16 protein-coding genes are annotated in these 24,815 nt (G+C 33.9%); 14 read left to right on the top strand and 2 right to left on the bottom strand.

Annotated features, from left to right (window positions below):
• Positions 1-4 precede the first annotated feature (4 nt).
• A complete protein-coding gene (locus U5A88_RS07830; RefSeq protein ID WP_354205294.1) occupies positions 5-703 on the bottom strand; it encodes a LytR/AlgR family response regulator transcription factor in 699 nt (232 codons plus the stop codon).
• On the bottom strand, positions 703-1,773 hold the full coding sequence (locus tag U5A88_RS07825; protein WP_354205292.1) for a sensor histidine kinase: 1,071 nt from the start codon (positions 1,771-1,773) through the stop codon (positions 703-705). The genes U5A88_RS07830 and U5A88_RS07825 overlap by 1 nt, the downstream gene beginning before the upstream one ends.
• 148 nt (positions 1,774-1,921) lie before the next feature.
• On the opposite strand from U5A88_RS07825, the gene U5A88_RS07820 reads away from it, so the two are divergent.
• The 14 genes from U5A88_RS07820 to U5A88_RS07755 all read left to right on the top strand — a co-directional run bounded on the left by U5A88_RS07820 (position 1,922) and on the right by U5A88_RS07755 (position 24,812).
• Positions 1,922-4,171: a GH92 family glycosyl hydrolase gene (locus U5A88_RS07820; RefSeq protein WP_354205290.1), complete on the top strand. Its 2,250-nt coding sequence runs from the start codon at positions 1,922-1,924 to the stop codon at positions 4,169-4,171.
• A complete protein-coding gene (locus U5A88_RS07815) occupies positions 4,171-6,048 on the top strand; it encodes a sodium:solute symporter family protein (protein WP_354205288.1) in 1,878 nt (625 codons plus the stop codon). The genes U5A88_RS07820 and U5A88_RS07815 overlap by 1 nt, the downstream gene beginning before the upstream one ends.
• A 70-nt stretch (positions 6,049-6,118) precedes the next feature.
• Complete coding sequence (locus tag U5A88_RS07810) at positions 6,119-7,111, top strand: glycoside hydrolase family 130 protein (RefSeq protein ID WP_354205286.1); 993 nt, start codon at positions 6,119-6,121, stop codon at positions 7,109-7,111.
• Entirely contained in the window at positions 7,108-8,178 is a 1,071-nt protein-coding gene (locus U5A88_RS07805; RefSeq protein WP_354205285.1) for a carbohydrate-binding family 9-like protein, read from the top strand. The genes U5A88_RS07810 and U5A88_RS07805 overlap by 4 nt, the downstream gene beginning before the upstream one ends.
• Before the next feature lie 6 nt (positions 8,179-8,184).
• Entirely contained in the window at positions 8,185-10,392 is a 2,208-nt protein-coding gene (locus tag U5A88_RS07800; RefSeq protein ID WP_354205283.1) for a GH92 family glycosyl hydrolase, read from the top strand.
• 2 nt (positions 10,393-10,394) lie between these two features.
• Positions 10,395-12,710, top strand: coding sequence for a glycoside hydrolase family 20 protein (locus tag U5A88_RS07795; RefSeq protein ID WP_354205281.1), 2,316 nt, complete (start codon positions 10,395-10,397; stop codon positions 12,708-12,710).
• Positions 12,711-12,796: 86 nt separating this feature from the next.
• A complete protein-coding gene (locus tag U5A88_RS07790; RefSeq protein ID WP_354205279.1) occupies positions 12,797-13,621 on the top strand; it encodes a 3-keto-disaccharide hydrolase in 825 nt (274 codons plus the stop codon).
• Between the two features lie 11 nt (positions 13,622-13,632).
• Positions 13,633-15,102 carry a Gfo/Idh/MocA family protein gene (locus U5A88_RS07785; RefSeq protein ID WP_354205277.1) on the top strand — a complete coding sequence of 490 codons (1,470 nt, stop codon included), beginning with the start codon at positions 13,633-13,635 and terminating at the stop codon, positions 15,100-15,102.
• Positions 15,103-15,120: 18 nt separating this feature from the next.
• The gene (locus tag U5A88_RS07780) at positions 15,121-15,480 is read left to right on the top strand and encodes a hypothetical protein (protein WP_354205275.1); all 360 of its coding nucleotides are present in this window, start codon (positions 15,121-15,123) and stop codon (positions 15,478-15,480) included.
• 151 nt (positions 15,481-15,631) lie between these two features.
• On the top strand, positions 15,632-18,895 hold the full coding sequence (locus tag U5A88_RS07775) for a VCBS repeat-containing protein (RefSeq protein WP_354205273.1): 3,264 nt from the start codon (positions 15,632-15,634) through the stop codon (positions 18,893-18,895).
• A gap of 12 nt (positions 18,896-18,907) precedes the next feature.
• The gene (locus U5A88_RS07770; RefSeq protein WP_354205272.1) at positions 18,908-20,242 is read left to right on the top strand and encodes a vanadium-dependent haloperoxidase; all 1,335 of its coding nucleotides are present in this window, start codon (positions 18,908-18,910) and stop codon (positions 20,240-20,242) included.
• Between the two features lie 41 nt (positions 20,243-20,283).
• A complete protein-coding gene (locus tag U5A88_RS07765; protein WP_354205270.1) occupies positions 20,284-21,357 on the top strand; it encodes a metallophosphoesterase in 1,074 nt (357 codons plus the stop codon).
• Positions 21,358-21,405: 48 nt separating this feature from the next.
• Positions 21,406-22,311, top strand: coding sequence for an endonuclease/exonuclease/phosphatase family protein (locus U5A88_RS07760; protein ID WP_354205268.1), 906 nt, complete (start codon positions 21,406-21,408; stop codon positions 22,309-22,311).
• Between the two features lie 137 nt (positions 22,312-22,448).
• On the top strand, positions 22,449-24,812 hold the full coding sequence (locus U5A88_RS07755) for a PSD1 and planctomycete cytochrome C domain-containing protein (RefSeq protein WP_354205266.1): 2,364 nt from the start codon (positions 22,449-22,451) through the stop codon (positions 24,810-24,812).
• Positions 24,813-24,815 lie beyond the last annotated feature (3 nt).

The following is a 24,815-nucleotide window of genomic DNA, read 5'->3' as shown; positions in this document are numbered from 1 at the left end:
GGTATTAATTTAAAATTTTACTTTTAACATCTTCAATGTAGGTTCTGCCAATAGTGTATCTTATGCCGGCAATTTCAACACTATTACCCTCTATAGTGTCCACTTTGTCAATGGCAATAGTGTAAGATCTGTGTATGCGTATGAAGTTATCTGAAGGCAACTGATCGGTAAAACTGGTTAATGTTTGATGTATGATGTACCTGTCAGTATTAGTAGTAATCTTTAAATAATCTTTAAGACTTTCAATAACTAAAAGCTCATCCAAATAAATCTTTTTTAACTTTTTTTTGTCAATCTTTATAAAGATATACGGTTTTTCTTGTGTTAACTGATATGGGTTTTTATCATTAAATATTTTAAAGACCTTGTTTGTTGCTTTTAAAAATCGAGGGAAGGCTATTGGTTTAACTAAATAGTCTAAAACGTCAAGTTCAAAAGATTCAACAGCAAATTCCACATGGGCGGTAGTTATTATAATTTGTGGTTTAGTATCTAAACTCTTAATAAAACTTAAGCCATCTAACAATGGCATGTTTATATCTAAGAAAACAAGATCTACGTGATTGTCTTTTAAGAAGTTTAGCCCATCAACAGCATTGTTAAACGTATTTACTAAAGTTATATCATTAATTTGTGATAGATAATTTTTAATAACATTAATGGCTAAAGGTTCATCATCAATAATCAGGCATTTTACGTCCATTATACTTTAATTTTTAATTTTACTGTGAATAAATTATTATCATTTTTAATTTTTAAATCATATTGGTCCTTTCTGTAACCTAAAGCCAATCTTTTTTTTACGTTTTTCAATCCTATTCCTCCAGATGTATCCATTCGTTGTTGATAGTTGGAATCAGCAGGAGTTGGGTTAACGATGGTAAAGTAAAGAAAATCTTCTTTAATTTTAAAATCGATATCAATTTTAACTTTTCCTATATTTTTATTGGCTCCATGCTTAAAAGCATTTTCAACAAAAGATAATAGTAGTATGGGTGCAATTTTTTTACCAGAAATATCTCCGCTAATATCCATATTTACCTCTAAATCTGTTCCGTGCCTTATACTCTCTAATTCTAAATAATTTTGAAGACACATAATTTCTTTTTCTAAGCTTTGTCTTTTACGCTTAGTTTCGTAGAGTAAGTACCTCATTAACTCAGACAATTTTAAAATAATCTTAGGAGTTTTGTCTGATTTTTCTATTGATAAAGAGTAGATATTGTTTAATGTGTTAAAAAAGAAATGTGGTGACACTTGCGTTTTTAAAAACAACAACTCTGTTTCTAGTTGCAATTTTTCTAGATCGGTTAACCTCTTGTGTTCTGTAAGCCAATCCATCGTTATTTTTATTGCTGTAACAAATGTAATTACATAAAGCTCTCCAATCATCATATCTACAACATAATCAAAGGTTAACGAGTTTGTAACAACTGGTCCTTCTGGCCAAACATTTGTATTTAATAAGTAATAGGTTAAATTAAATTTTAGCAATACCATAGTAAAAATGGAGGCAAAAACCGCTAGGATGTAAGTTAGGTATTTTTTTCGAAATACCAAAAATGGCATTAGTACATAAATGTTTAAATAACACAATGTCATATGTATAGGAAACCCTAATAAATTTGAACGTAGAGAATAGAAGTAATCACCATAATAACTCCCCCAACGTAACGTATTAATGGCAAAATAAATCAACCAAAAAACAACATGGTATTTCCAGATAATTCTAGTATAATATGGTGAGTTAGAAGTGTTATTTAGGTTGACCAACGATATTATTTTTGTGTTTTTTGATGTTTAACCTTGCTGATGCGTTATCCGTCTAATTTTATTTAGGGGGCAGTTAAATTTATACATTTTTATAGTACGTAAAAAAAATACTATCTTTCCCAAAAGATAAATATAGTTATTAATACTAATGAAACATCTTAAAATTATATTTTTATTCTTAATTATTTCTCTTTTTTTTTCTTGTAAGAATGAAAAAAATATTGAAAAGTCAAAACCTAAGCTACTCGTTTCATTTGTCGACCCATTTATAGGCACTGGTGGTCATGGTCATACCTACCCGGGTGCAACTGCTCCTTTTGGGATGGTACAACCTAGTCCCGATAACGGCACCCAAGGTTGGGACTGGTGTTCGGGCTATCACATTACCGATACTATAATTACCGGTTTTAGCCAATTGCATCTGAGCGGAACAGGTATTGGTGATTTAGTGGATGTATTACTAATGCCAACAAATAATGATGTTGACCTAAGTCTTTTTGGTAAGACAAAGGATAGCTTGCCTTACACAAGCTACTTTTCACATGAAAGTGAAATGGCTTCACCAGGGTATTATAGTGTAAAACTAAATAACAAAATAAAAGTAGAATTAACGGCTAACGAATATGTAGCCTTTCATAAATATACTTTTAACAATGTGGAAATACCTTCATTCATTATTGATTTAGGGTTTGCTATAAATTGGGATAAGGTCACTTCGTCTAGTCTAAAACGAGAAGGTGAAAATATTATAACCGGTACACGTTTTAGTACAGGTTGGGCAAAAAACCAAAAGGTATTTTTTGTAATTCAAACATCAAAACCTATAAAATCTTCAAAGTTTGTTAGAGATAAAGAAATTTTGATTGATGTAAATTCTTCTGAAGGTATTAAAACCGGCGGGCAATTCATATTTGAGGATTCAGTGAAACAGGTTGAGGTTAAAATTGCTTTATCTTCTGTAAGTTTGGCAAATGCCTTAGAAAATCTTGTAAAAAAAGGGAAAAATACTGATTTTGATAAAACAAGGAAAATTACTGAAGAAAATTGGGAAACAGCACTTTCTAAAATTAAGATAAAAACTGACCGAGATAGTTTAAAAACTATGTTTTATACCGCTTTATATCATTCACAAGTGGCTCCAGTTTTATTTAGTGACGTTAATGGTGAATTTCGCTTACAAAATGATAGCATTGCAAAAGCCACAAATTATAAGGCTTATTCCACACTATCTCTTTGGGACGTTTTTAGGGCAGAAACACCACTGTTATCTATTATAGATTCCCAGAGATTAAATGACATGATTCAGTCCATGTTAACTTATTACGACGAACACGGTGCTTTGCCGGTTTGGACGTTGTATGGTAATGAAACCGGTACCATGCCAGGCTATCATTCCATTTCTGTTATTGTTGACGCGTATTTAAAAGGAATTAGGGATTACGATGTTGAAAAAGCTTATAAAGCAATGAAAAAAACTATGATGGGCGATGAACGTGGACTAAGTCATTATAAAAAGTATGGATATATTCCTTATAATAAAGAGCATCAATCGGTTTCTATATCTTTGAACTACGCTTATAATGATTTCTGTGTTGCACAACTGGCAAAAGATTTGGGTAAAGAGGATGATTATAACTATTTCTTAAATCGCTCAAAAGCCTATGAAAATTTCTTTGATAAAGAATCTGGATTCTTACGAGGGAAATCGGCAAATGGAAAAGATTTTCGTGAACCTTTTAATCCCAAAATGTCTAATCATTTAGAAGATACTGATTATACTGAAGGCAATGCCTGGCAACATAGCTGGAACGTGATCCATGATACGGATGGTCTTATTGCCTTGCACGGTGGTAAAGAGGCTTTTGTAAAAATGACAGACCAATTGTTTGTAGAAAGTTCAGAGTTGGTAGGCGATAATGTCTCTGCGGACATTACCGGGTTGATCGGTCAATATGCCCATGGCAACGAACCCAGCCACCATATTGCGTATATGTTCAACAAAGCAGGCCAACCCTGGAGAACCCAATATTGGGTTCGTAAAATTTTAGATACCCAGTACAGTACTCTTCCAAATGGGCTGAGCGGTAACGAAGATGCAGGCCAAATGTCAGCTTGGTATGTAATGAGTTCTCTAGGTATTTACCCTATGAATCCTGCTTCCAGTCAATATGAAATTGGAAGCCCCGTTTTTGATGAAGCCACTATAAAGACATCAAACAATACAGAGTTTACAATTATTACTGCAAATAATTCTGACAAAAACTTTTACATACAATCTGCTAAGCTGAATAATAAGGAATTAAACAGAACTTATATAACTCACCAAGAATTAATTGCTGGCGGAAAACTAGAATTAAAAATGGGTGCTGAACCTAATAAAAACTGGCCAAAAAACTAATGAATATAATTGATGTAAGCATAATTATTATTTACATATTACTGACATTGTTTGTTGGTATTTGGGTTTCAAAAAAGGCATCAAAAGGACTTGACTCCTATTTTTTAGGCGGTAATAATATCAAATGGTACTTTCTTGGTTTAAGTAATGGATCGGGAATGTTTGACGTTTCTGGTACTGCTTGGATGGTGGGTATCTTATTTTTATATGGGGTAAAGAGTTTTATGTTTATGTGGCTTTGGCCAATTTGGAACCAAATTTTTGTAATGATGTTCCTTGCCGTTTGGATTAGGCGTTCTAATATAATGACTGGTTCTGAATGGATTTTGACTCGTTTTGGAGATGATAGACCAGGTAGGGCTTCGCACTTAATTGTTGCCATATTTGCTATTGTAGCTGCGGTAGGTTTTATAGCTTACTTTTTTGAAGGTGTTGGTAAGTTTATGACAGTAATTTTACCTTGGGATATGACCTTGCAAATAGGAAATTCTATTCTATTTAACTCAGAACAGTCTTATGCACTGATTATAATTGTATTAACTACTATTTACACCATAAAAGGAGGAATGTTTTCTGTTGTTGCAACTGAAGTATTGCAATATGGTATTATGGTAATTGCTGGACTTTTGGTGGCTGGATATGCTTTTTTCGCCTTTAGTGATGTGGAAATATCAAGCGTAATTACTGAAGAATGGAAAAACATATTTTTCGATTGGGAGCTAGGTGCCCATTGGGACGGAAAGTTTCAAGAATTCAATAACCTTATCGATTCCGAAGGTTATAAAATGTTTGGTGCGTTAATAGGTATGAGTCTTTTCAAAGGCTTTTTTGCAAGTATTGCCGGACCCGTTCCTAGTTTTGATATGCAGCGTATTTTATCTACCAAAACGGTTAAGGAAGCAGCATATATGGCAGGTTTTACCAATTTAATTTTATTTATACCACGGTATTTATTAATTGGCGGAATTGTAATCATCGCATTGGTTGTATTAGCCCCAGAAATGATAGCTAATCAAAATTTTACTGGAAAGGATTTAGAAATTATTTTACCCCAAGTTATTAATTTCCATGTCCCAGTTGGTATAAAGGGTCTGCTTTTAGCAGGTTTGTTGGCTGCTTTTATGTCTACGTTTTCGGCTTTTGTTAATGCAGGGCCTGCTTATATTGTAAATGATATTTATAAGAAATACTTTAAACCAGAAGCAACTCCTAAACATTATATAAAAGCAAGTCATATAGCTTCTTTTGCCGTGGTAGCATTAGGTGTGTTTATGGGTTTTTTTGCAGATTCTATCAATTCATTGACGCTGTGGATTACTAGTGCACTATTTGGAGGTTATGTGGCGGCGAACTTTTTAAAATGGGTTTGGTGGCGATTTAACGGCTGGGGTTATTTTTGGGGAATGCTATCTGGTCTCATTGTAGCCAGTTTGCAATTCTTTATGGATCAGTATAAGGATGATTTTACTGAAGGAACTGTGCTGCACGATATGGCTCACATGCATGCTATTTATCTGTTCCCTATAATTTTTGGAGTATCATTATTAGGTTCGTTTTTAGGAACATATTTGAGTAAACCCACAGACATGAAAGTATTAAAATCATTTTATAAAAATGTAAGACCTTGGGGTTTATGGAAACCTGTATTAAATGAATTAAAAAAAGATAATGATAGTATAGAAAAAAATAAAGATTTCGGTTTAGATATGCTCAATGTTGCTGTTGGTATTATCTGGCAATCTAGTATGATTGTGTTGCCTATTTATTTTATGATTAGAGATTATCCTAAAACTTTGATAGCTTTATTAATCTTTATAGTTACCTCCATTATTCTTAAATTTACTTGGTTAGATAAAGTAAAGAAAATTAAAGATTAACTATCTAATAAAGACGTGGAGTACTTTGTCTTTTCTTTTTATGTAAAACAATATCAAAAAAATATTAAAATTGAATACAGAATCACAAAATAAAAAACAACAAATTCCTTGGCAAGCTAAGCCTAAAGGGAGTAACGATGTTATTTGGCGTTATACAGAAAATCCAATAATTTATAGATACGATATTCCGAGTTCCAATAGCATTTTCAATAGTGCTGTAGTGCCCTTTGAAGATAGTTTTGCTGGTGTATTTAGATGCGATAATAAAGCAGTGCAAATGAATATTTTTGCTGGCTTTAGCAAGGATGGTATTAATTGGGACATTAATCACGAACCTATAAAAATGCAAGCTGGTAATACGGAGATGATAGAATCGGCATATAAGTACGACCCTAGAGTGGTTTTTATAGAAGATAGGTATTGGATTACTTGGTGTAACGGCTATCATGGTCCAACTATAGGCATCGGTTATACTTTTGATTTTAAAGAATTTTTTCAATGTGAAAACGCTTTTCTACCTTTTAATAGAAATGGCGTGTTATTTCCACAAAAGATTAATGGAAAATATGCCATGTTAAGTCGCCCGAGTGATAACGGTCACACACCTTTTGGTGATATTTACATCAGTTACAGTCCTGATATGAAATATTGGGGCGAGCACAGAGTGGTTATGAAAGCTACACCTTTTGAAGAAAGTGCTTGGCAATGTACCAAAATAGGGGCAGGACCAATTCCCATTTTAACGGATGAAGGTTGGTTAATGATCTACCATGGAGTAATTAATACTTGCAATGGATTCAGATATGCTATGGGATCAGCAATTTTAGATGAAAAAAACCCCGACAAGGTTAAGTACAGAACTAGAGATTACTTGTTGGGACCAGCTGTTAATTACGAAATGGTTGGTGATGTGCCAAATGTCGTTTTTCCTTGTGCAGCTTTGCATGATACAGAACAAGATAAATTGGCAGTTTATTATGGTGCTGCGGATACAGTTGTGGCATTAGCATTTGGAAAATTAAGTGAAGTAGTTCAGTTTACAAAAGAAAATAATATGATATGAAATTTTTGTTAAAATTAACTTTAATACTCAGTTTTTGTACATCAATATTGGCTTGTGCACAATTAAAGAATGAATTTCCACGAACTCATATTGCATATAACACAAATGAAGAAATTTTAATTGATGGCTTAGCGAATGAAGATTCTTGGCAACAGGTATCTTGGTCAGAAGATTTTATTGATATTGAAGGCGTTAAAAGACCGACTTATAAGACCAATGTTAAAATGTTATGGGATGAAAATTACTATTACATTTTTGCAAAAATGGAAGAACCTCACGTTTGGGCAACCTTAAAACAGCGTGATACTATTATTTTTTATAATAATGATATTGAAGTATTTATTGATCCAGACGGAGATACACACAATTATTATGAAATTGAAGTAAATGCTTTTAATACAGTTTGGGACCTTTTTATTACGAAACCGTATCGTGAACTAAACCAGCCAGTGCTTAACGATTGGAATATAACGGGTTTAAAAACAGCAGTTCATGTTGATGGTACATTAAATAACCCTAATTATAAAGATAAAGGATGGACGGTAGAAATGGCTATTCCTTGGAAAACGTTTAGAAAATCCTATTTTGAAGATAATGTACCAAGAGATAAATTTTGGAGAGTTAACTTTTCACGAGTCAATTGGGATTTTGATTTAACCGATGGCAGATACAGCAGAAAAAAAGATGATAAAGGCGAGTTTCAGCACGAATATAATTGGGTTTGGTCGCCAATGGGTGTCATAAACATGCACGAACCCGAAAAATGGGGCTATGTCCATTTTTCGACCAAAAGTCCGGGAGAGAAAGCGGAATTTTCCATTCCCGATGATGAACAGATCAAATGGAAATTATTTGAACTTTACAGAAAACAAAGGGAGTATCATAAAAAAAATGAGAAATATTTAGAATCTTTAGATGAAATTGGTTTTTCAAGTTTTACTGTAAAAGATAAAAATATTAAGTTGACTTTAGAGAACCATACAATAGGTTATAATATAAGTACTAAAAGTCCTTTTACGGGTAAAACCATAATTATAAAAGAAGACGGTAAAATTATTACAAAATAATATATCATGCGTTTTGAAAATGCTTTATGGGTTGTCATGATTATTTTAAGCATATTTTCTTGTAATGAGCAAGAACAAATAGCAGATAAAAAATTGACGGCTTATGTCAATACTTTTATTGGAACCGATGGCCCAGGCAATACCTATCCCGGAGCAACTGTTCCTTATGGTATGGTACAGTTAAGCCCTGATATTGGCGTTCCGGGGTGGGATAGAATTGCAGGTTATTTTTATCAAGATTCTATTATATCGGGTTTTTCACATACGCATTTGACAGGTACTGGAGCTGGAGACTTATATGACATTTTGGTAATGCCGACCAATAGTTGGTTCAACGAAAAAATAAAAGAAAATAGCTTTAAACCTTTTTCTAGCTTTTCACATGATAAGGAAGAAGCGAGTCCTGGTTATTATAGGGTTGACTTATTAGATTATGGCATTAAAGCAGAATTGACGGCCACCCAAAGAACGGGAATTCATCGTTATACCTTTCCAAAAGATAGTTTATCGCAAATTCATATCGATTTAGGCTATGCCTTAAACTGGGATAGTCCAACGGATACTTATTTCAAAGTAGTTAATAATAATACCATTGAAGGGTATAGAAAGTCAACAGGTTGGGCAAAAGACCAACGAGTTTATTTTACAATTCAACTCTCTAAAGATTTTGATTCTTATGAGTTGTACAATAATGACACTTTGGTTAAATCTTCAACTAAAGGAAAAAATACTAAAATAATTTTAAACTACAACACCAAAGATAAAGAGCAGATAATCCTCAAAACTGGACTTTCTACTGCCACCATTAAAGGCTCTAAAAAATCATTAGAAATAGAAGCTCCAGATTTTGATTTTGATAAGTACCGCCAAAAAGCAGATGAAATTTGGGAAGAACAACTCCAAAAAATTAAGGTGACAATGCTTACTGAGGAGCAAACCAGTATCTTTTATACCATGCTCTATCAATCTATGTTGGCACCTACCTTGTTAAGTGACCATGATGGTAATTATAAAGGAGCTAACGATACTATTATGAAAGCCGATGGTTTTGAGCGTTACGATACGTTTTCACTATGGGATACATATAGAGCAGCCCATCCTTTATACACTATTTTGCATCCCGTCAAGGTGACCGACTTTATCAAATCAATGTTGGCCCATTATAAAGAAACAGGGTTATTGCCAGTGTGGTCTATGCAAGGCAACGAAACCAATATGATGATTGGTTACCATGCCGTGCCCGTGATTGTTGATGCTTATTTTAAGGGAATTAGGGATTTTGATGTTGACTTAGCTTATGAAGCGTGTAAGATTAGTGCAATGGATAATGCTAGAGAAATTGATGTTTACAGAGAATTGGGTTATATTCCTGTTGATGAAGAAAATGAAAACTGGTCAGTATCCAAAACTTTGGAATATGCCTATGACGATTGGTGTATCGCACAGTTTGCAAAAGCATTAGGTAAAGAAGGTGATTATAATTATTTCTTAAAACGCTCGGAGTATTGGCGTAATGTTTATGATTCTGAAAGCACCTTTATGCGACCAAAATTGGAAAACGGTGAATTTATAAAAGATTTTGCTCCCAAAGAATATACACCCTATTTTTGTGAAAGTAATGCGTGGCAATATTTTTGGTCGGTGCCACATAATATAGAGGGTCTAATAGAAATTACTGGAGGAAACAAACGCTTTGAAGAAAAATTAGATTCCATGTTTTCTTTAAATCCGTCACCAATGGATAAATTACCTATTTTTAGCACAGGAATGACTGGTCAGTATGCTCATGGCAATGAGCCTAGCCATCATGTAGGCTACTTATATAACTACATAGATAAGCCTCATAAAACACAGAAAATAATCAGGAAAATTTTAGAATCTCAGTACAAAAACACTCCTGATGGTCACTGTGGAAATGAAGATTGTGGGCAAATGTCTTCTTGGTATATTTTTAGTGCATTGGGCTTTTATCCTGTAAACCCTGCACAAGGTGTATATAGTTTTGGATCGCCTATTATTAAAGAAGCTAAGCTCAATTTAGAAAATGGGAAAACATTTGAAATTAAAGTATTAAATAACTCTAAAGAAAACATGTATATCCAATCCATCACATTAAATGGAGAAAAAGTAAATACTACAAAATTGCACCATTCAGATATTATGAGCGGAGGAAAGTTAGTAATTAAAATGGGTAATCAACCAAATAAAATTTAATAATGAAAAGTATAAAATCAATACTCTTTTTGGTCTCAACTTTTGCTATGTTAGCAGTATCCTGTGAAAACAAACAAGCAAAAAACTTTACTGAAAACGATATAAACATAATACCAAAACCTGCCGAACTTACTTTAAATAAAGGTTCATTTACCATTAATAGAAGTACTAAAATTGTATCTCATGATAGTTTAAAAAATGTGGCGGGTATTTTAGTTGATAAATTGAAAACTTCTGGTACTGATATTGATTTTGGTGAAAGCTCATCTAACAATAGTATTGAGTTTATAGCCAAAGAAGGATTGGATAACGAGGCCTATGAAGTTTCGATAAACGATAATAAAGTAATAATTTACGCAAACAGCATTAGCGGATTTTTATACGGCACTCAAACAATTTTACAATTATTACCAGCTGAGGTTTATGGAAATGAGAAAGCAGATTTAATTCTCCCTGCGGTTGAAATAAAGGACAAACCTCGTTTTGGTTATAGAGGATTGATGCTCGATTTGGTAAGGCACTTCTTTCCAAAAGATTATATTTTAAAAACTATTGACCGATTGGCAATGCACAAAATGAATGTATTGCATTTGCATTTAATTGATGACCAAGGTTGGCGTATGGAAATCAAGAAATATCCAAAACTGACTGAAGTTGCTGCTTGGCGTGTAGATCAAGAAGATAAACATTGGAATGCAAGGGAAGCTAATGACCCCAATGAAAAGGGCACATATGGTGGATTTTTAACACAAGAAGAACTTAAAGAAATTGTAGCTTATGCTGCAGAGAGAAATATTCAGGTAATTCCTGAAATTGAAATGCCAGCACACGTAACTTGTGTAATGGCTGCTTATCCTCATTTATCGTGTCATGGAAAACCTGTGGCTGTTCCCTCAGGTGGTGTTTGGCCAATAACAGACATTTACTGTGCGGGTAAAGAAACTACTTTTGAGTTTTTGGAAGATGTGTTAATGGAAGTTATTGAAGTTTTTCCCTCAAAATATATTCATATTGGGGGTGATGAGGCCACCAAAACCAATTGGAAAACTTGTCCACATTGCCAAAAAAGAATGAAAACAGAAGATTTAGACGATGTAGAGGAATTGCAAAGCTATTTTGTAAAGCGTATAGAAAAATTCATCAACAGTAAAGGCAAAAAATTAATTGGTTGGGATGAGATATTAGAAGGTGGTTTGGCTCCTGAAGCCACTGTAATGAGTTGGCGAGGATTTAAAGGCGGCATTGAAGCTGCCGAACAAGGCCATGATGTTATTATGACACCAGGTTCACATTGTTATTTTGATCACTATCAAGGCCCACAAAATGATGAGCCAATTGCTCAAGGAGGTTATTTACCATTGAGTAAGGTTTACAAATTTGAACCTATTTCAGAAGATATAGCTGAAGAAAATGCCCATCATGTATTGGGAGGTCAGGCCAATTTATGGGCAGAATATGTTCCAACTACCGAGCATTCTGAATATATGATTTTTCCAAGATTAGCGGCTTTATCAGAAACGGTTTGGTCTCCTAAAGCTTCAAGAGATTGGGATGACTTTTCAAGAAGAATAAAAGCACAATTTAAAAGATACGAACAACTTGGAATCAATTACGCAAAAAGTGCGTATCTGGTTACCGCCAATATGGAGGTAGATTTAGATAAAAAATCGGTTAAAATGTCATTACAAAATGAATTTCCAAATTCTGATATTCGTTATGTTTTAGGAGAAGGAGTAATAAGTGATGAAGCTAAAAAATATAGTAATCCAATAGAAATTACAGAAACAACTACTGTTAAAGCCTCTTTGTTTGAAAATGATAAACCTATAGGTAAAGTTTTTACCGATACCATTAAATTTCATAAGGCTGTAGCACAAAAAGTGAATTATTTAATTCCGTATAGCGATAGTTATAAAGGCACTGGAGAGGGCACTTTAGTGAATTCACTTAGAGGTACAAAAAATTTCCATGACGGACAATGGCAAGCATGGTTAGAAGATAATATGGAGTTTATAATTGAATTGGACGAACCAACTTCGGTAAGTAAAGTAAGTGTTGGTGCAATGGAAAATCAAGGTCCTGGAATTTATTATCCAATAAAAATAGAAGCATTTGTTTCTGATGATGGAAAGAATTTTAAAAGCGTAGGGAAAGCAGAAAGGCCTTATGCTAAAAACTCAGCATCTGAACTTAAAGATTTTATCATTAAATTTGAAGAACAACAAACAAAATATGTAAAAGTAATTGCCACAAATTTAAGTAAGACACCTTCAGGTGGAAGTGTGTGGTTGTTTATCGACGAAATTTTAGTAGAGTAAATTATTAACAAACGGTTATAGTTCCTCTCTTGAGAGGGGACAGGGGTGTGTTTTCACACTACAACAAAATTCAAATTAAACAAACAATGAAAAAACAAATCTCAATTTTATTAGTCTTATTTACATTTATCGCTTTTTCTTGTAAGAAAGAAGCTAAAAAGGAGGATCCAAATAAAGATACCGAAAAAGCTGAAAACAAAACATCTGAAGAATGGATTCAACTTTTTGATGGTGTAACCACCAAAGGTTGGCGTGGTTATAATAGTGAAGTTATGCCTCCAGGTTGGATAGTAAAAGACAGCGTCTTAACTTTTGATACCGAAGTAGGTTTGAAACGAGGTTCAGAACAAGACTATGAAGGCGGTAAGGACATCATTTACGGTGAGGAAGAATTTGAAAATTTTGAGTTGTATGTTGAATGGAAAATTCCAGAAGGCGGTAATAGTGGTATATTTTATCATCTAAAAGAAAATATTCCAAATGCTGGGCCGGCAAATATTTCGCCAGAGTACCAATTGATTGATGATGAAAATTACGCTAAAATTCACCGTGTTACCCTTACCGAATATAACACAAGTTTAGGATACGAAAACCCTTCGGAATTGCATCCTTTGCAATCCACAGGTGCAGATTATGCTATGTACCCAGCAGATCCAAAAGCAAAACAATTAAATCCGGCGGGGGAGTGGAACAGTACGCGAATTATTTTCACACCTGAAAAAGTAGAGCATTGGTTAAATGGGAAAAAGGTGTTGGAATTTGTGCCTTGGTCAGAAGACTGGACTGCAAGAAAGAATGCAGGAAAATGGGCAAAAGAAGAACATTATGCTAAATATAAAACAGGCTATATTGGTTTTCAAGACCATTCAAGTCCAATTTGGTTCAGAAATATTAAACTTAAAAAATTATAAAGTTACACATCATGGATAAAAGAAAATTTATAAAAGTAAGTAGTTTAGGTGCTCTTGGGTTGGCAGTTTCTCCTTCATTGGTGATGTGTAAAGCAAAGACCGCGAAAGATGAAGAAGCTAAAATTGCTTTGAATGAAAACGGACGTTTAAGAGTTGCACATATTGGTGTGGGTAACATGGGGGCAGCTGATCTGGAAGCAATTTCTAGTCATGAATTGGTAGATATGGTTGCACTTTGTGATGTGGACTCTAAGTATTTAGCTGAGGCAAAAGCATTACACCCTAATGCTAAAACCTATGCGGATTATCGTGTGTTGTTCAAAGAAATGACCGATGAAATAGATGCTGTTATTGTTTCTACACCTGACCATACACATGCACCAGCATCAATGATGGCCATGGAAGCTGGAAAAGCGGTGTATTGCCAAAAGCCACTAACGCATCATGTTTCCGAGGCTAGAGCCATGCGAAAAATAGCGGAAGAGAAAAATTTGGTTACGCAAATGGGTATTCAGGTACACTCCTTTTATGATTATAAATTGGCAACACTATTAATACAATCGGGTATTATAGGTAAAGTACATACGGTAAGAGCATGGTCACCCAAAAACTGGGGTTATGATGGAGCAGAACCTAAAGGTTCAGACCCTGTACCAGAAACGTTAGATTGGAATTTGTGGTTAGGCACTTCTGCCGAAAGACCCTATAAAGAAGGTGTGTATCACCCGGGAAATTGGCGTAAATTATTAGATTACGGTTGTGGCACTTTAGGTGATATGGGTGTTCATATTTTTGATACACCGTATAATGCATTAGCACTTGATGTTCCAAGAACTATACGTAACGAATGTAGAAAACCAACGGGTTTTGGGTTTCCAGAAAATAATATTGTGACTTATGAATTTCCGCAAACCAAATATACCACAGAAACCTTAAAATGGGTTTGGTATGATGGACCTGGAGCTCCAAAAGACCATGAAGATTTAAAATTACCTGGAGCTAATGCTGTAAAAGTTGAAGCTACCAAAGAAAAAGAGGCAACGTTAGATGAAAAAATGTCACTAGAAACGAAAAAAGAAGAAGATGGAAAGCTACCAGAGCAAGGAGCTATGTTTATTGGCGAAAAAGGGCGTTTACTCTTGCCTCATTTTATGCAATTACCGAGAAAAATAGTGGACGGTAAATATGTTGATATAACCGAAGAAATTGCTGCTTTAAGTAAAGAACATAATTTAGGCGAACCCATTAGAGACTATGGACCTGAAGGGAAAAAACATTATCACGAATTTGTAGATGCTTGTTTAGGTAAAGATGAATGTTCAGCTCCTTTTTCTTATGCTTCCAGATTAACAGAAACCATTTTGTTAGGTGTTATTGCGGGTCGCTTCCCTAATAAAACCTTAAACTGGGACAGTGAAAATGCCAAATTTTCGGAAGAGGAGGTAAATGCATTGTTAGAAGCTCCTTATCGGGAGTTTTAGAAATAATTATGCTTTTTTATGGAAATTAATCTAATTCTCGAAAACATTAAAATGACTAGTGGGTCATTTTATGAAAAGCTATATGAAGACGGAATTTTCGATGACAGATTATTTGCAGAACTGATACTTTTTGTTGATAAATTTAATGGTAAAAAATTATCAGAAACTGAGCGTTTGCAGATGAGTTCTGAATTATGGGAATTGGCATATTTAATTCAATCGAGTCTTGGGGCTAACTACAATGAAAATGATGGATTTCAAATTACTAATAAAGAAGAGGAAAAGCTAATTGAAATTGGAAATATTCTTGGATATATTTGCAAATCATTTTCTGAAAATCAAGATTTGAATATGGATTTTATACAAGAAATGACTTAAAAAAGACATAAATTTCCATCGAGCATTAAAATTGTAACTTGCTACCTTTAAATTTTTATAACTAATTTCGATGCGTTTTTGAGCGACATAGTGTATCGTAACAATCGTTATTTTTTATAATTTTAAATCAAAAGTTTTCATCAATAAATCAATGAAAAATTTTAAGTTTATAATAGTCCTTCTAAGCCTTCTTATTGTAGCTTGTAATAAGAAAAAAGAGGGATTGTTTGTTAGTGCTACTTCTAATGACACAGGACTCAATTTTACCAATACCATTACCGAAACCAATGAGCTAAACATTTTGGATTATATCTATTTTTATAATGGTGGAGGCGTTGCTCTTGGCGATATTAATAATGATAGTTTACCAGACATTTTCTTTTCTGGAAATCAAGTAAAAAATAAATTATACCTAAATAAAGGAAATTTAAAATTTGAAGATATTACCGATAAAGCCAAGGTTGCTGGAAACAGCTCTTGGAATACCGGAGCTATTATGGGTGATGTTAATGGAGATGGTCTTTTAGATATTTACGTTTGTGCCGTTGTTGGCTTACATGGTTTTAGCGGACGTAATGAACTTTATATTAATAATGGCGACGAAACGTTTACTGAAAGTGCTGTGCAATATAACCTTGATTTTCAATCTTATAGTTCTTCGGCAGCCTTTTTGGATTACGATTTAGATGGCGATTTAGACATCTACCTTTTGAACCACGCTGTGCATACTGACGATTCGTACAAAGGCGTTAGTATACGCCAAAAAAGAAATGAGAAAACTGGAGATAAATTGCTTAGAAATGATGGTGGTACATTTACTGATGTAAGTGAAATAGCTGGTGTTATTGGAAGTATTAGCGGTTACGGTTTGGGGGTTAGTATTGCAGATTTTAATCAAGATGCCTATCCAGATATTTATGTTGCTAATGATTTTTATGAAGATGATTATTATTATTTAAATAATGGCGATGGTACATTTTCTGAAAAACTAAGAGATTATTTTGGGCATACCAGTCGGTTTTCTATGGGCAACGACGCTGCCGATATTAACCATGACGGTTGGCCAGATATTATGACTTTAGATATGCTTCCAGGTGACGAGGTGGTTTTAAAATCTTCACAAGGTGATGATAATTTGCAAACCCAAAACATGAGGAAACTAATGTTTGGCTATCATTATCAGTTTACAAGAAATATGCTGCACATTAATCAGCAGAACTCAAGCTATTTGGAAACTGGACTGATGAGTGGCGTTGCAGCTACCGATTGGAGTTGGAGTTCTCTTTTTGCAGATTATGACCAAGATGGAGAACAAGATATTTTTATAACCAACGGTATTTTAAAACGTCCCAATGATTTAGATTTCACCAACTTTTTCTCAAACGATAAAATTCAAAATAACAGAAGCGATTCTAAATTAATGAATCAAGAAGCACTCGACGCAATGCCTTCAGGGAAAGTAAGTAACTATATGTTTAAAGGTAGCAATAATCTCATGTTCGAAGATGTTTCTGAACATTGGATGCCAAATGAAAAACGCGTTTCTGGGGCAACAGCACTGGGCGATTTAGATAACGATGGAGATATTGATATTGTAGTTAGTAATCTTAATGAAGAGGTCTCACTTTATGTTAATCAAACTAACAATCAAGAAACTAATGTAAACAATTACCTAAAAATAAAATTTAATTATCCAAAACCAAACGCTATTGGAATTGGTACTAAAGTATTTGCTTATAATAAAGGTAAATTACAGTATAAAGAACTTTACACTGCACGTGGTTTTCAAGCATCATCAGAACCGATAATCCATTTTGGTTTTGGCAATTTACAACGCATAGATTCTCTTAAAGTTATATGGCCAAATAAAACAAGTCAAACTATTAAAGACGTAGCTTTAAACCAAACATTAATTATAAAACCCAATAACACCAAACCTTTTAATTATGGGTCGCTATTAACTAAATCAAAAAAAATATTTAAAAAAACAGCTAATAATCTTGGGATTAATTTTACACATAAAGAAGACAAGTATCTTGATTTTAATAGGCAAAAGTTAATTCCTTATCGCGTTTCTGACCGTGGACCAGCAGTAGCAGTTGGTGATTTAAATAATGATGGAAAAGAAGATGTTTATTTTGGCGGTTCAAAATCGAAAGCTTCAAAAGTATTTTTTCAAACTGATACAACTTTTACAGAAAACAGAATAAATAGTTTTGTTATTGATTCTATAAAAGAAGATGTGGAAGCTATTATCGCAGATTTTAATGGTGATAATAAAAATGATATTATTATTGGTTCTGGAGGTGCAGATTTCTCTAATAAAACAAAACCATTGTTAGATAATTATTTAATTCAAGATGACAATACTTTTAAAGATATTGAATTCCCTGAGTTTTATGAAAATGCTTCGGTAATCATTGCAAATGATTTTGATAGCGATAATGATTTAGATCTTTTTATAGGAAGCAATTCAGTGTCATTCGATTTTGGTAGCATTCCAAACTCTTATATTTTAGAGAATGATAAGGGTAAATTTTCAATAGTTCAGAATGAAGCATTACAAAAAGCAGGTATGATAACCGACGCCATTTGGGACGATTTTAATAGCGACGGTCAAATTGATCTTATTGTTGTGGGTGAGTGGATGGCTCCAAAATTCTTTAAAAATAATAATGGTGTTTTTACCGAAGAAAATGTTACGAATTCAAAATTAAAAGGACTTTGGCGTCAAATTGAACCTTTTGATATCGATAATGATGGTGACACAGATTACCTTTTAGGAAATTGGGGAACGAACTCAAAATTTAAGGCATCCCAAGATCATCCAATGCGTATGTATCATGCTGATTTTGATGAGAATGGTCGAACAGAAACTATTGTATGCACTTACAATAATGGAGCATATTATCCATTGCTTGGCTTAGATGAACTTGCAGGGCAATTGGTAAATTTGCATAAAATATTTACCACATATAAAGATTTTGCAGGAAAACCTATTGAAGCCATTTTAGGTAAAAATAATGTCAATAAGGCCGCCATATTAGAAGTTGAAGAATTGCGATCTGGATACTTAAAAAATGAGAATAACCAATTTACTTTTGTGTCTTTTAAAAACGAATTGCAAGTATCACCCATAACTTCCTTTTTAAGATTTGATTTTGATGCTGATGGACAAGATGAAGTATTAGCCGCAGGAAATTATTTTGGTGTTACGCCTTTTCATGGTAGATTCGGTTCTTTACCAGGAGCACTTATAAAAAATGAAAAGGATATTACATTAGGAAACAAAATAGGGCTAGATTTTAGTGATAAAGCCATTAAAAAATTAAATATTATTTATCTGAAGAATAAGCCTTATTTGTTAGTTACTATTAATAACGATAAAGCTCAGGTTTATGAACTTGTTAAGTAAAATGTTTAGCGTATGAAATCAAATATAGCATTGATTTTTCTGGCTTTAATAAGCCTAATCGCTGTGTCTTGTAAAGATAATTCAGAGCCGATTGTGATAACACCAGATGATTTTCATGCATCGGTTGACAAGGTTGTTGAAGTTATGGTGCACGATATTTTTTCACCACCTGTCGCAAGTCGTATTTTCGCTTATCCCAATATTGCGGCTTATGAGATTATTGCTCAAAATGACTCCGCTTATAATTCATTACAAGGGCAAATAACACATTTAAAAAGTATACCTAAAGCTGACGAGACGAAAAACATAAATTACCAACTGGCCGCGTTAATTGCTCATATTGATGTCAGTAAGCGTTTAATTTTTTCTGAACAACTCATAGAAGTTTTTCGAGATAGCCTATATCAACTTTGGGAAACTAAAAACCAATCTCAATTTGAAGATTCTAAAAATTATGGGCTTAAAGTCGCCAATTTTATTGCAGATTGGATGGATGGTGATAATTATAAGCAAACACGCACCATGTCAAAATTTACTATTGATCCTGAAGATGAAGAGCGGTGGCAACCAACTCCTCCAGCTTATATGGACGGTATAGAACCGCATTGGGGTAAAATACGTCCTTTTGTTATTGATGCTGCAGCTCAATATAAACCGGTTCCACCGCCAAAATTTTCAATGGATAAAGATTCTGATTTTTACAAAGAGCTTAAGGAGGTTTATGATATTAGCAACCAAATAACTGAGGAAGGTGATGAATCTGAAAAAATACTAATCGCACAATTTTGGGATTGTAATCCGTATGTTTCAGTAACACGAGGGCATTTGATGTTTGCTGTGAAAAAAATAACACCAGGTGCTCATTGGATCGGCATTACAAAAATTGCATGTAGAACAGAAAATGCAGATTTTAGACGTTCGGTTTATGCTTATACAAAATCTTCCATTGCTATTGCGGATGCATTTATTAGCTGTTGGGACGAAAAATATCGAAGTAATTTGGTAAGACCAGAAACCTTGATTAATAAATATATAGATTCCGATTGGAAACCGATATTGCAAACACCACCATTTCCAGAATATACTAGTGGGCACTCAGTGGTTTCAGGAGCTGCGTCAACAGTTTTGACAACTATTTTTGGAGACGATTTTAGTTTTTTAGACGATACAGAAACAATCTACGGTTTACCGACACGACCATTCCCTTCATTTAATGCTGCAGCCCAAGAAGCTGCCATAAGTAGAATGTATGGCGGAATTCACTATAGAGCAGCCGTAGAAGTTGGTATAGATCAGGGTATAAAGGTTGGTGACTTAGTGAGCAAACGGTTACGAATGAAAAATTAGAATTTGTTGAGCAATTTGGTAAAAGTACTTTAATACAAGCGATGAGAAATTTAACACTAATAATAATCTTTTTTAGTTTTTATAATGGAGTTTATGCACAAACGGGTCAGCCAAAATTAGAAAACGAAGATTCATGGACAATGATTGTATTACCTGACCCTCAAACTTATATTAAATTTGAAAGAAATCAGCCTATTTTTTCGCTGATGACGAGGTGGATAAAACAGAATAAGGAAAAACTAAATATTGAACTTGTTTTATGCCAAGGTGACCTAGTGGAACAGAATAACATACCTGTAGGTGATGGAATTAATGGAGATCAAAACAGTAATCAGCAATGGACAGCAGTTAGAGAAGCTTTTTCAACTTTAGATACTATTGTGCCATACATTCTATGTGCTGGAAATCATGATTATGGTAGTAAATCCGCCGAGAATCGTTATTCTCAACTGAATTCTTATTTTTCTCCAAATCAAATAAAATCTACAAGCAATATTTTAGCGGGAATGATGCCTAATTTTTCAGGTGAGAGAACATTAGAAAATGCCTATTATGAATTTGTCTCTCCTCATAATGTCAAATACCTTATTGCATCCTTAGAGTTTAATCCAAGAGATACTATTGTTAAACTGACCCAAGAGATTTTCTCAAGAGAGAAGTATAAAGACCATAAGGGAGTTATCTTGACGCATAGTTATATGAAATCTATGTCAAATGATAATGTATTAATTGAGAAAGAAGGATATAAAGTAAAGGACGTTACTCATGGCAAAAAATTATGGGAGAAATTGATTGCTCCATCTAAAAATATTGAAATGGTATTTTGTGGGCATATAGGAGGTACGGGTGGTTTTACAGAAAATGTGGGTTATAGAAAGGAAAAGAATGCAGGGAAGAAAGATGTACATCAAATGGTATTTAATGCTCAAGCGGATGGAGGTGGATGGCATGGAAATGGAGGTGATGGCTGGTTACGTATATTAGAATTTCTTCCAGATAGGCAAACTGTCATCATAAAAACTTTTTCTCCTTTTTTCGCCATTTCTCCGTCTACGATAGAAAAATCTTGGCGTAATGAACCTTATGATAGTTTTAGAATTAAATTAACGAACTAAATTTATTTAGGACTAGATATAGTAAAACATCATATTATGAATCGATGTATGAATACATTTAGAATTATTGGCATCGCAATACTTATTTTTTGTGTTACAAAAGTCACCGCACAGGAATCCGAATCGACTTTTAAAGTAATGACCTACAATATTTGGAATGGTTTTAATTGGGGTAAAGATACTATTAGGCATGCAGATTGGATTCAATGGATTAAGAGCAAAAAACCAAATGTACTTGCACTTCAAGAACTATGTGGTTATGATGAAGAAAAGCTTAAAGTTGATGCTGCCAAATGGGGACATCAATATGTTAAAATTTTGAAATCAGAAGGTTATCCTGTTGGGCTTACTTCCAATAAACCGATAACATTAAAAGAACGTGCTATTGATGATTTTTGGCATGGCCTTTTACATTGCGAAACTTATGGTATTGATTTTTTTGTTGTTCATTTGTCACCAGCTGATGTTGAATTTAGATTAAAAGAAGCAGGTTTTATTGCTGAAAAAGCAAAAAAAATAAAGAATGATAAATTTATAATTCTCGGAGATTTTAACGCACATTCTCCATTTGATGAAGAGGTACTTAAACGGAATGAAAATTTACATAAGAAATACCTAAGGAATGAGAACAAGAGTAAGTATTCTAACCTGAGATATGGAGAATTTGATTATTCCGTAGTTTCAACTTTCTTAGCGGTACCCGCAATAGATGTAAGCCAGAGTTTTATTGATATAAGTAATAGATATACTTTTCCTTCTCCTGTTTTACTTGGATCATATAGAAAAACAATGGATGAGGTCATTCAAACAAGAGAACGAATAGATTATATATTAACAAGCCCAATTATTTCTAAATTATGCACCAATGTTACAATTTATAACAAAGGAGAAACAAAAACCTTTTCAGATCATTATCCTATAATGGCCGAATTTAATTTAGAAATGAATAAATAAAGATCCTATAAAGTTAAAATTCTTATACTCAATTATCTAATATTTTATATCTTTAAGAACAAAAAACTAGGTCGTTGGTCGAAAAAAAAGCGAATAACTTTATTTTTTTTACTAAACTGCTGTCAAATTCACAAACTATGTCTGAAAAGAAAAGTAAAAACACTACTAAATGGTTACTTTATTTTATTGTACCATTTGTATTGGTATTGCTCTTTAAATTTTTTACTAGAGATAAAGCCGAAGGTTATACTGCGTTAGCTAATTCATCTGAAAGTAGTTATGCTACTGCTGAGATGAAAGTTCCCGAAACAGTTGATTATATTTTTGATGTAAAACCAATTTTATCAGATAGATGTTATTTATGCCATGGCCCAGACGAAGGTACACGAGAGGCAGGACTCAGATTAGACTTGAAGGAGACTGCTTATGCCGCCATTGGTAAGGACTTAGATAAACATGCTATCATTCCCGGAGATACAATAAATAGTCAAATGGTATTTCGTATAAACAACCCTGATGAGGAGAAAAGAATGCCACCTTTAAATTCAAATTTATCTTTATCTGATTACGAACGAAAAGTATTAACAAAATGGATTCAACAAGGTGCAGTTTGGAAAGATCATTGGGCTTTTGTAGCTCCAGTTAAAGCTGATATTCCACAAGTTAAAAATTCTGAATTGGTTGCAAATGAAATTGATAATTTTATTTTAAAAACCCTTGAACAAAAAGGGTTCGAACTCTCTGAAAAGGCGACTAAAGAAAAATTAATCAGGCGTGTGTCTTTTGATTTGACAGGTTTACCACCAAGTATTGAAGAGTTGGATAATTTTCTAAATGACGATAGTCCAGACGCTTACGAAAAAGTGGTAGATAGGCTGCTAGCCTCTGAAGCATATGGAGAAAGAATGGCCGCCAATTGGTTAGATATTGCAAGATATGCAGATACACATGGATATCAAGATGATTTAGAGCGTGTTATGTGGCCTTGGCGGGATTGGGTGATTAGTGCTTTTAATAGAAATTTACCTTATGATGATTTTATAAAATGGCAATTGGCTGGTGATTTACTGCCCGATGCCACTTTAGAACAGGTTTTGGCAACAGGTTTTAACAGAAATCATAAAATAACTCAAGAAGGCGGTGTTATTGATGAGGAGTATCGTGTGGAATATGTCTTGGATAGGGCAAATACAACGTCAAAAGCTTTGTTGGGTTTAACCATGGAATGTGCTCAATGTCACGACCATAAATACGATCCCATTTCGCAGCGAGAGTATTTTAGTTTTTATGGTTTTTTTAATCAAGTTGATGAAAAAGGTTTGATTGGTTATGACGAAATTCCTGAACCTAATATCACAATAACACCAAAAGAAATAAAGGAAGCCTTGAGTTTTGTAAATATGCCAGATAGTATTAAAGAGGCAAAACCAATGGTAATGCGTGATAATAAAGCTGAACGTAAAACTCATATTTTAAATCGTGGGGCTTATGACGCTCCAACGGAGGAAGTGCAATTAGGTGCACCTGAAATGGTGGCTCCGTTTGAAGGTAAATACCCTAGAAATAGATTGGGCTTGGCGGAATGGCTCTTTAGTGAAGAAAATAGCTTAACATCTAGGGTGGCAGTAAACCGCTTGTGGCAACAAATTTTTGGTGTAGGTATTGTGGCTAGTAGTGCAGATTTTGGCAATCAAGGTGCTTTACCATCGCACCCTGAATTGTTAGATTGGTTGGCAATAACGTTTAGAGAAGAAGGCTGGGATATGAAAAAAATGATAAGACGTATGGTGCTATCAAACACCTATCAACAAACTTCTAAAACCGACGATAAACTGTTGGAAATGGATCCTAATAATATATATCTAGCAAGAAACTCAAGAGATAAATTAACCGCCGAAATGATTAGAGATAATGCGTTGGCAGTAAGTGGTTTATTAGTAAATAAAATTGGTGGACCAAGTGTTAAGCCCTATCAGCCACCAGGCATTTGGGAAGAGACAACCTCTGGGCAAGGGCTTACTAAATATTTTATGGATACTGGTGGAAATCAATATAGAAGGAGTCTTTATACCTTTTGGAAAAGAACGGTGCCACCTCCTTCAATGATGACTTTTGATGCTGCTGGCCGCGATTTATGTGAGGTAGAACGTCAGAAAACAAGTACACCATTGCAGGCTTTAGTTATGTTAAATGATCCTGTTCTGATTGAGGCTGCACAAATGGTGGCTTTAAATGTTTTAAAAGAAGGTGATTCAATGACTGATGAACAGCGTGTTGAACAAATTTTTAGAAAATTAACATCGAGGATACCAAACCTTGAAGAAAAAGAGAAATTGTTATCTTTTTTAACAAATGCTGAAAAAGAGTATGACGAGAAAGAAGCCACAAAAATAAAAGAGTTAGTAAACGAAAACAAGTCTATTAAGGCAGAAAAATTATACGGATTGTCTAAAACTACAAGTTTAATTTTTAACCTAGATGAAGCTATTGTAAAAGCATAAACT

The sequence above is a fragment of the Aureibaculum sp. 2308TA14-22 genome, assembly GCF_040538665.1.
Lineage (GTDB): Bacteria > Bacteroidota > Bacteroidia > Flavobacteriales > Flavobacteriaceae > Aureibaculum.
This window is presented reverse-complemented; position numbering and strand designations above follow the sequence as displayed.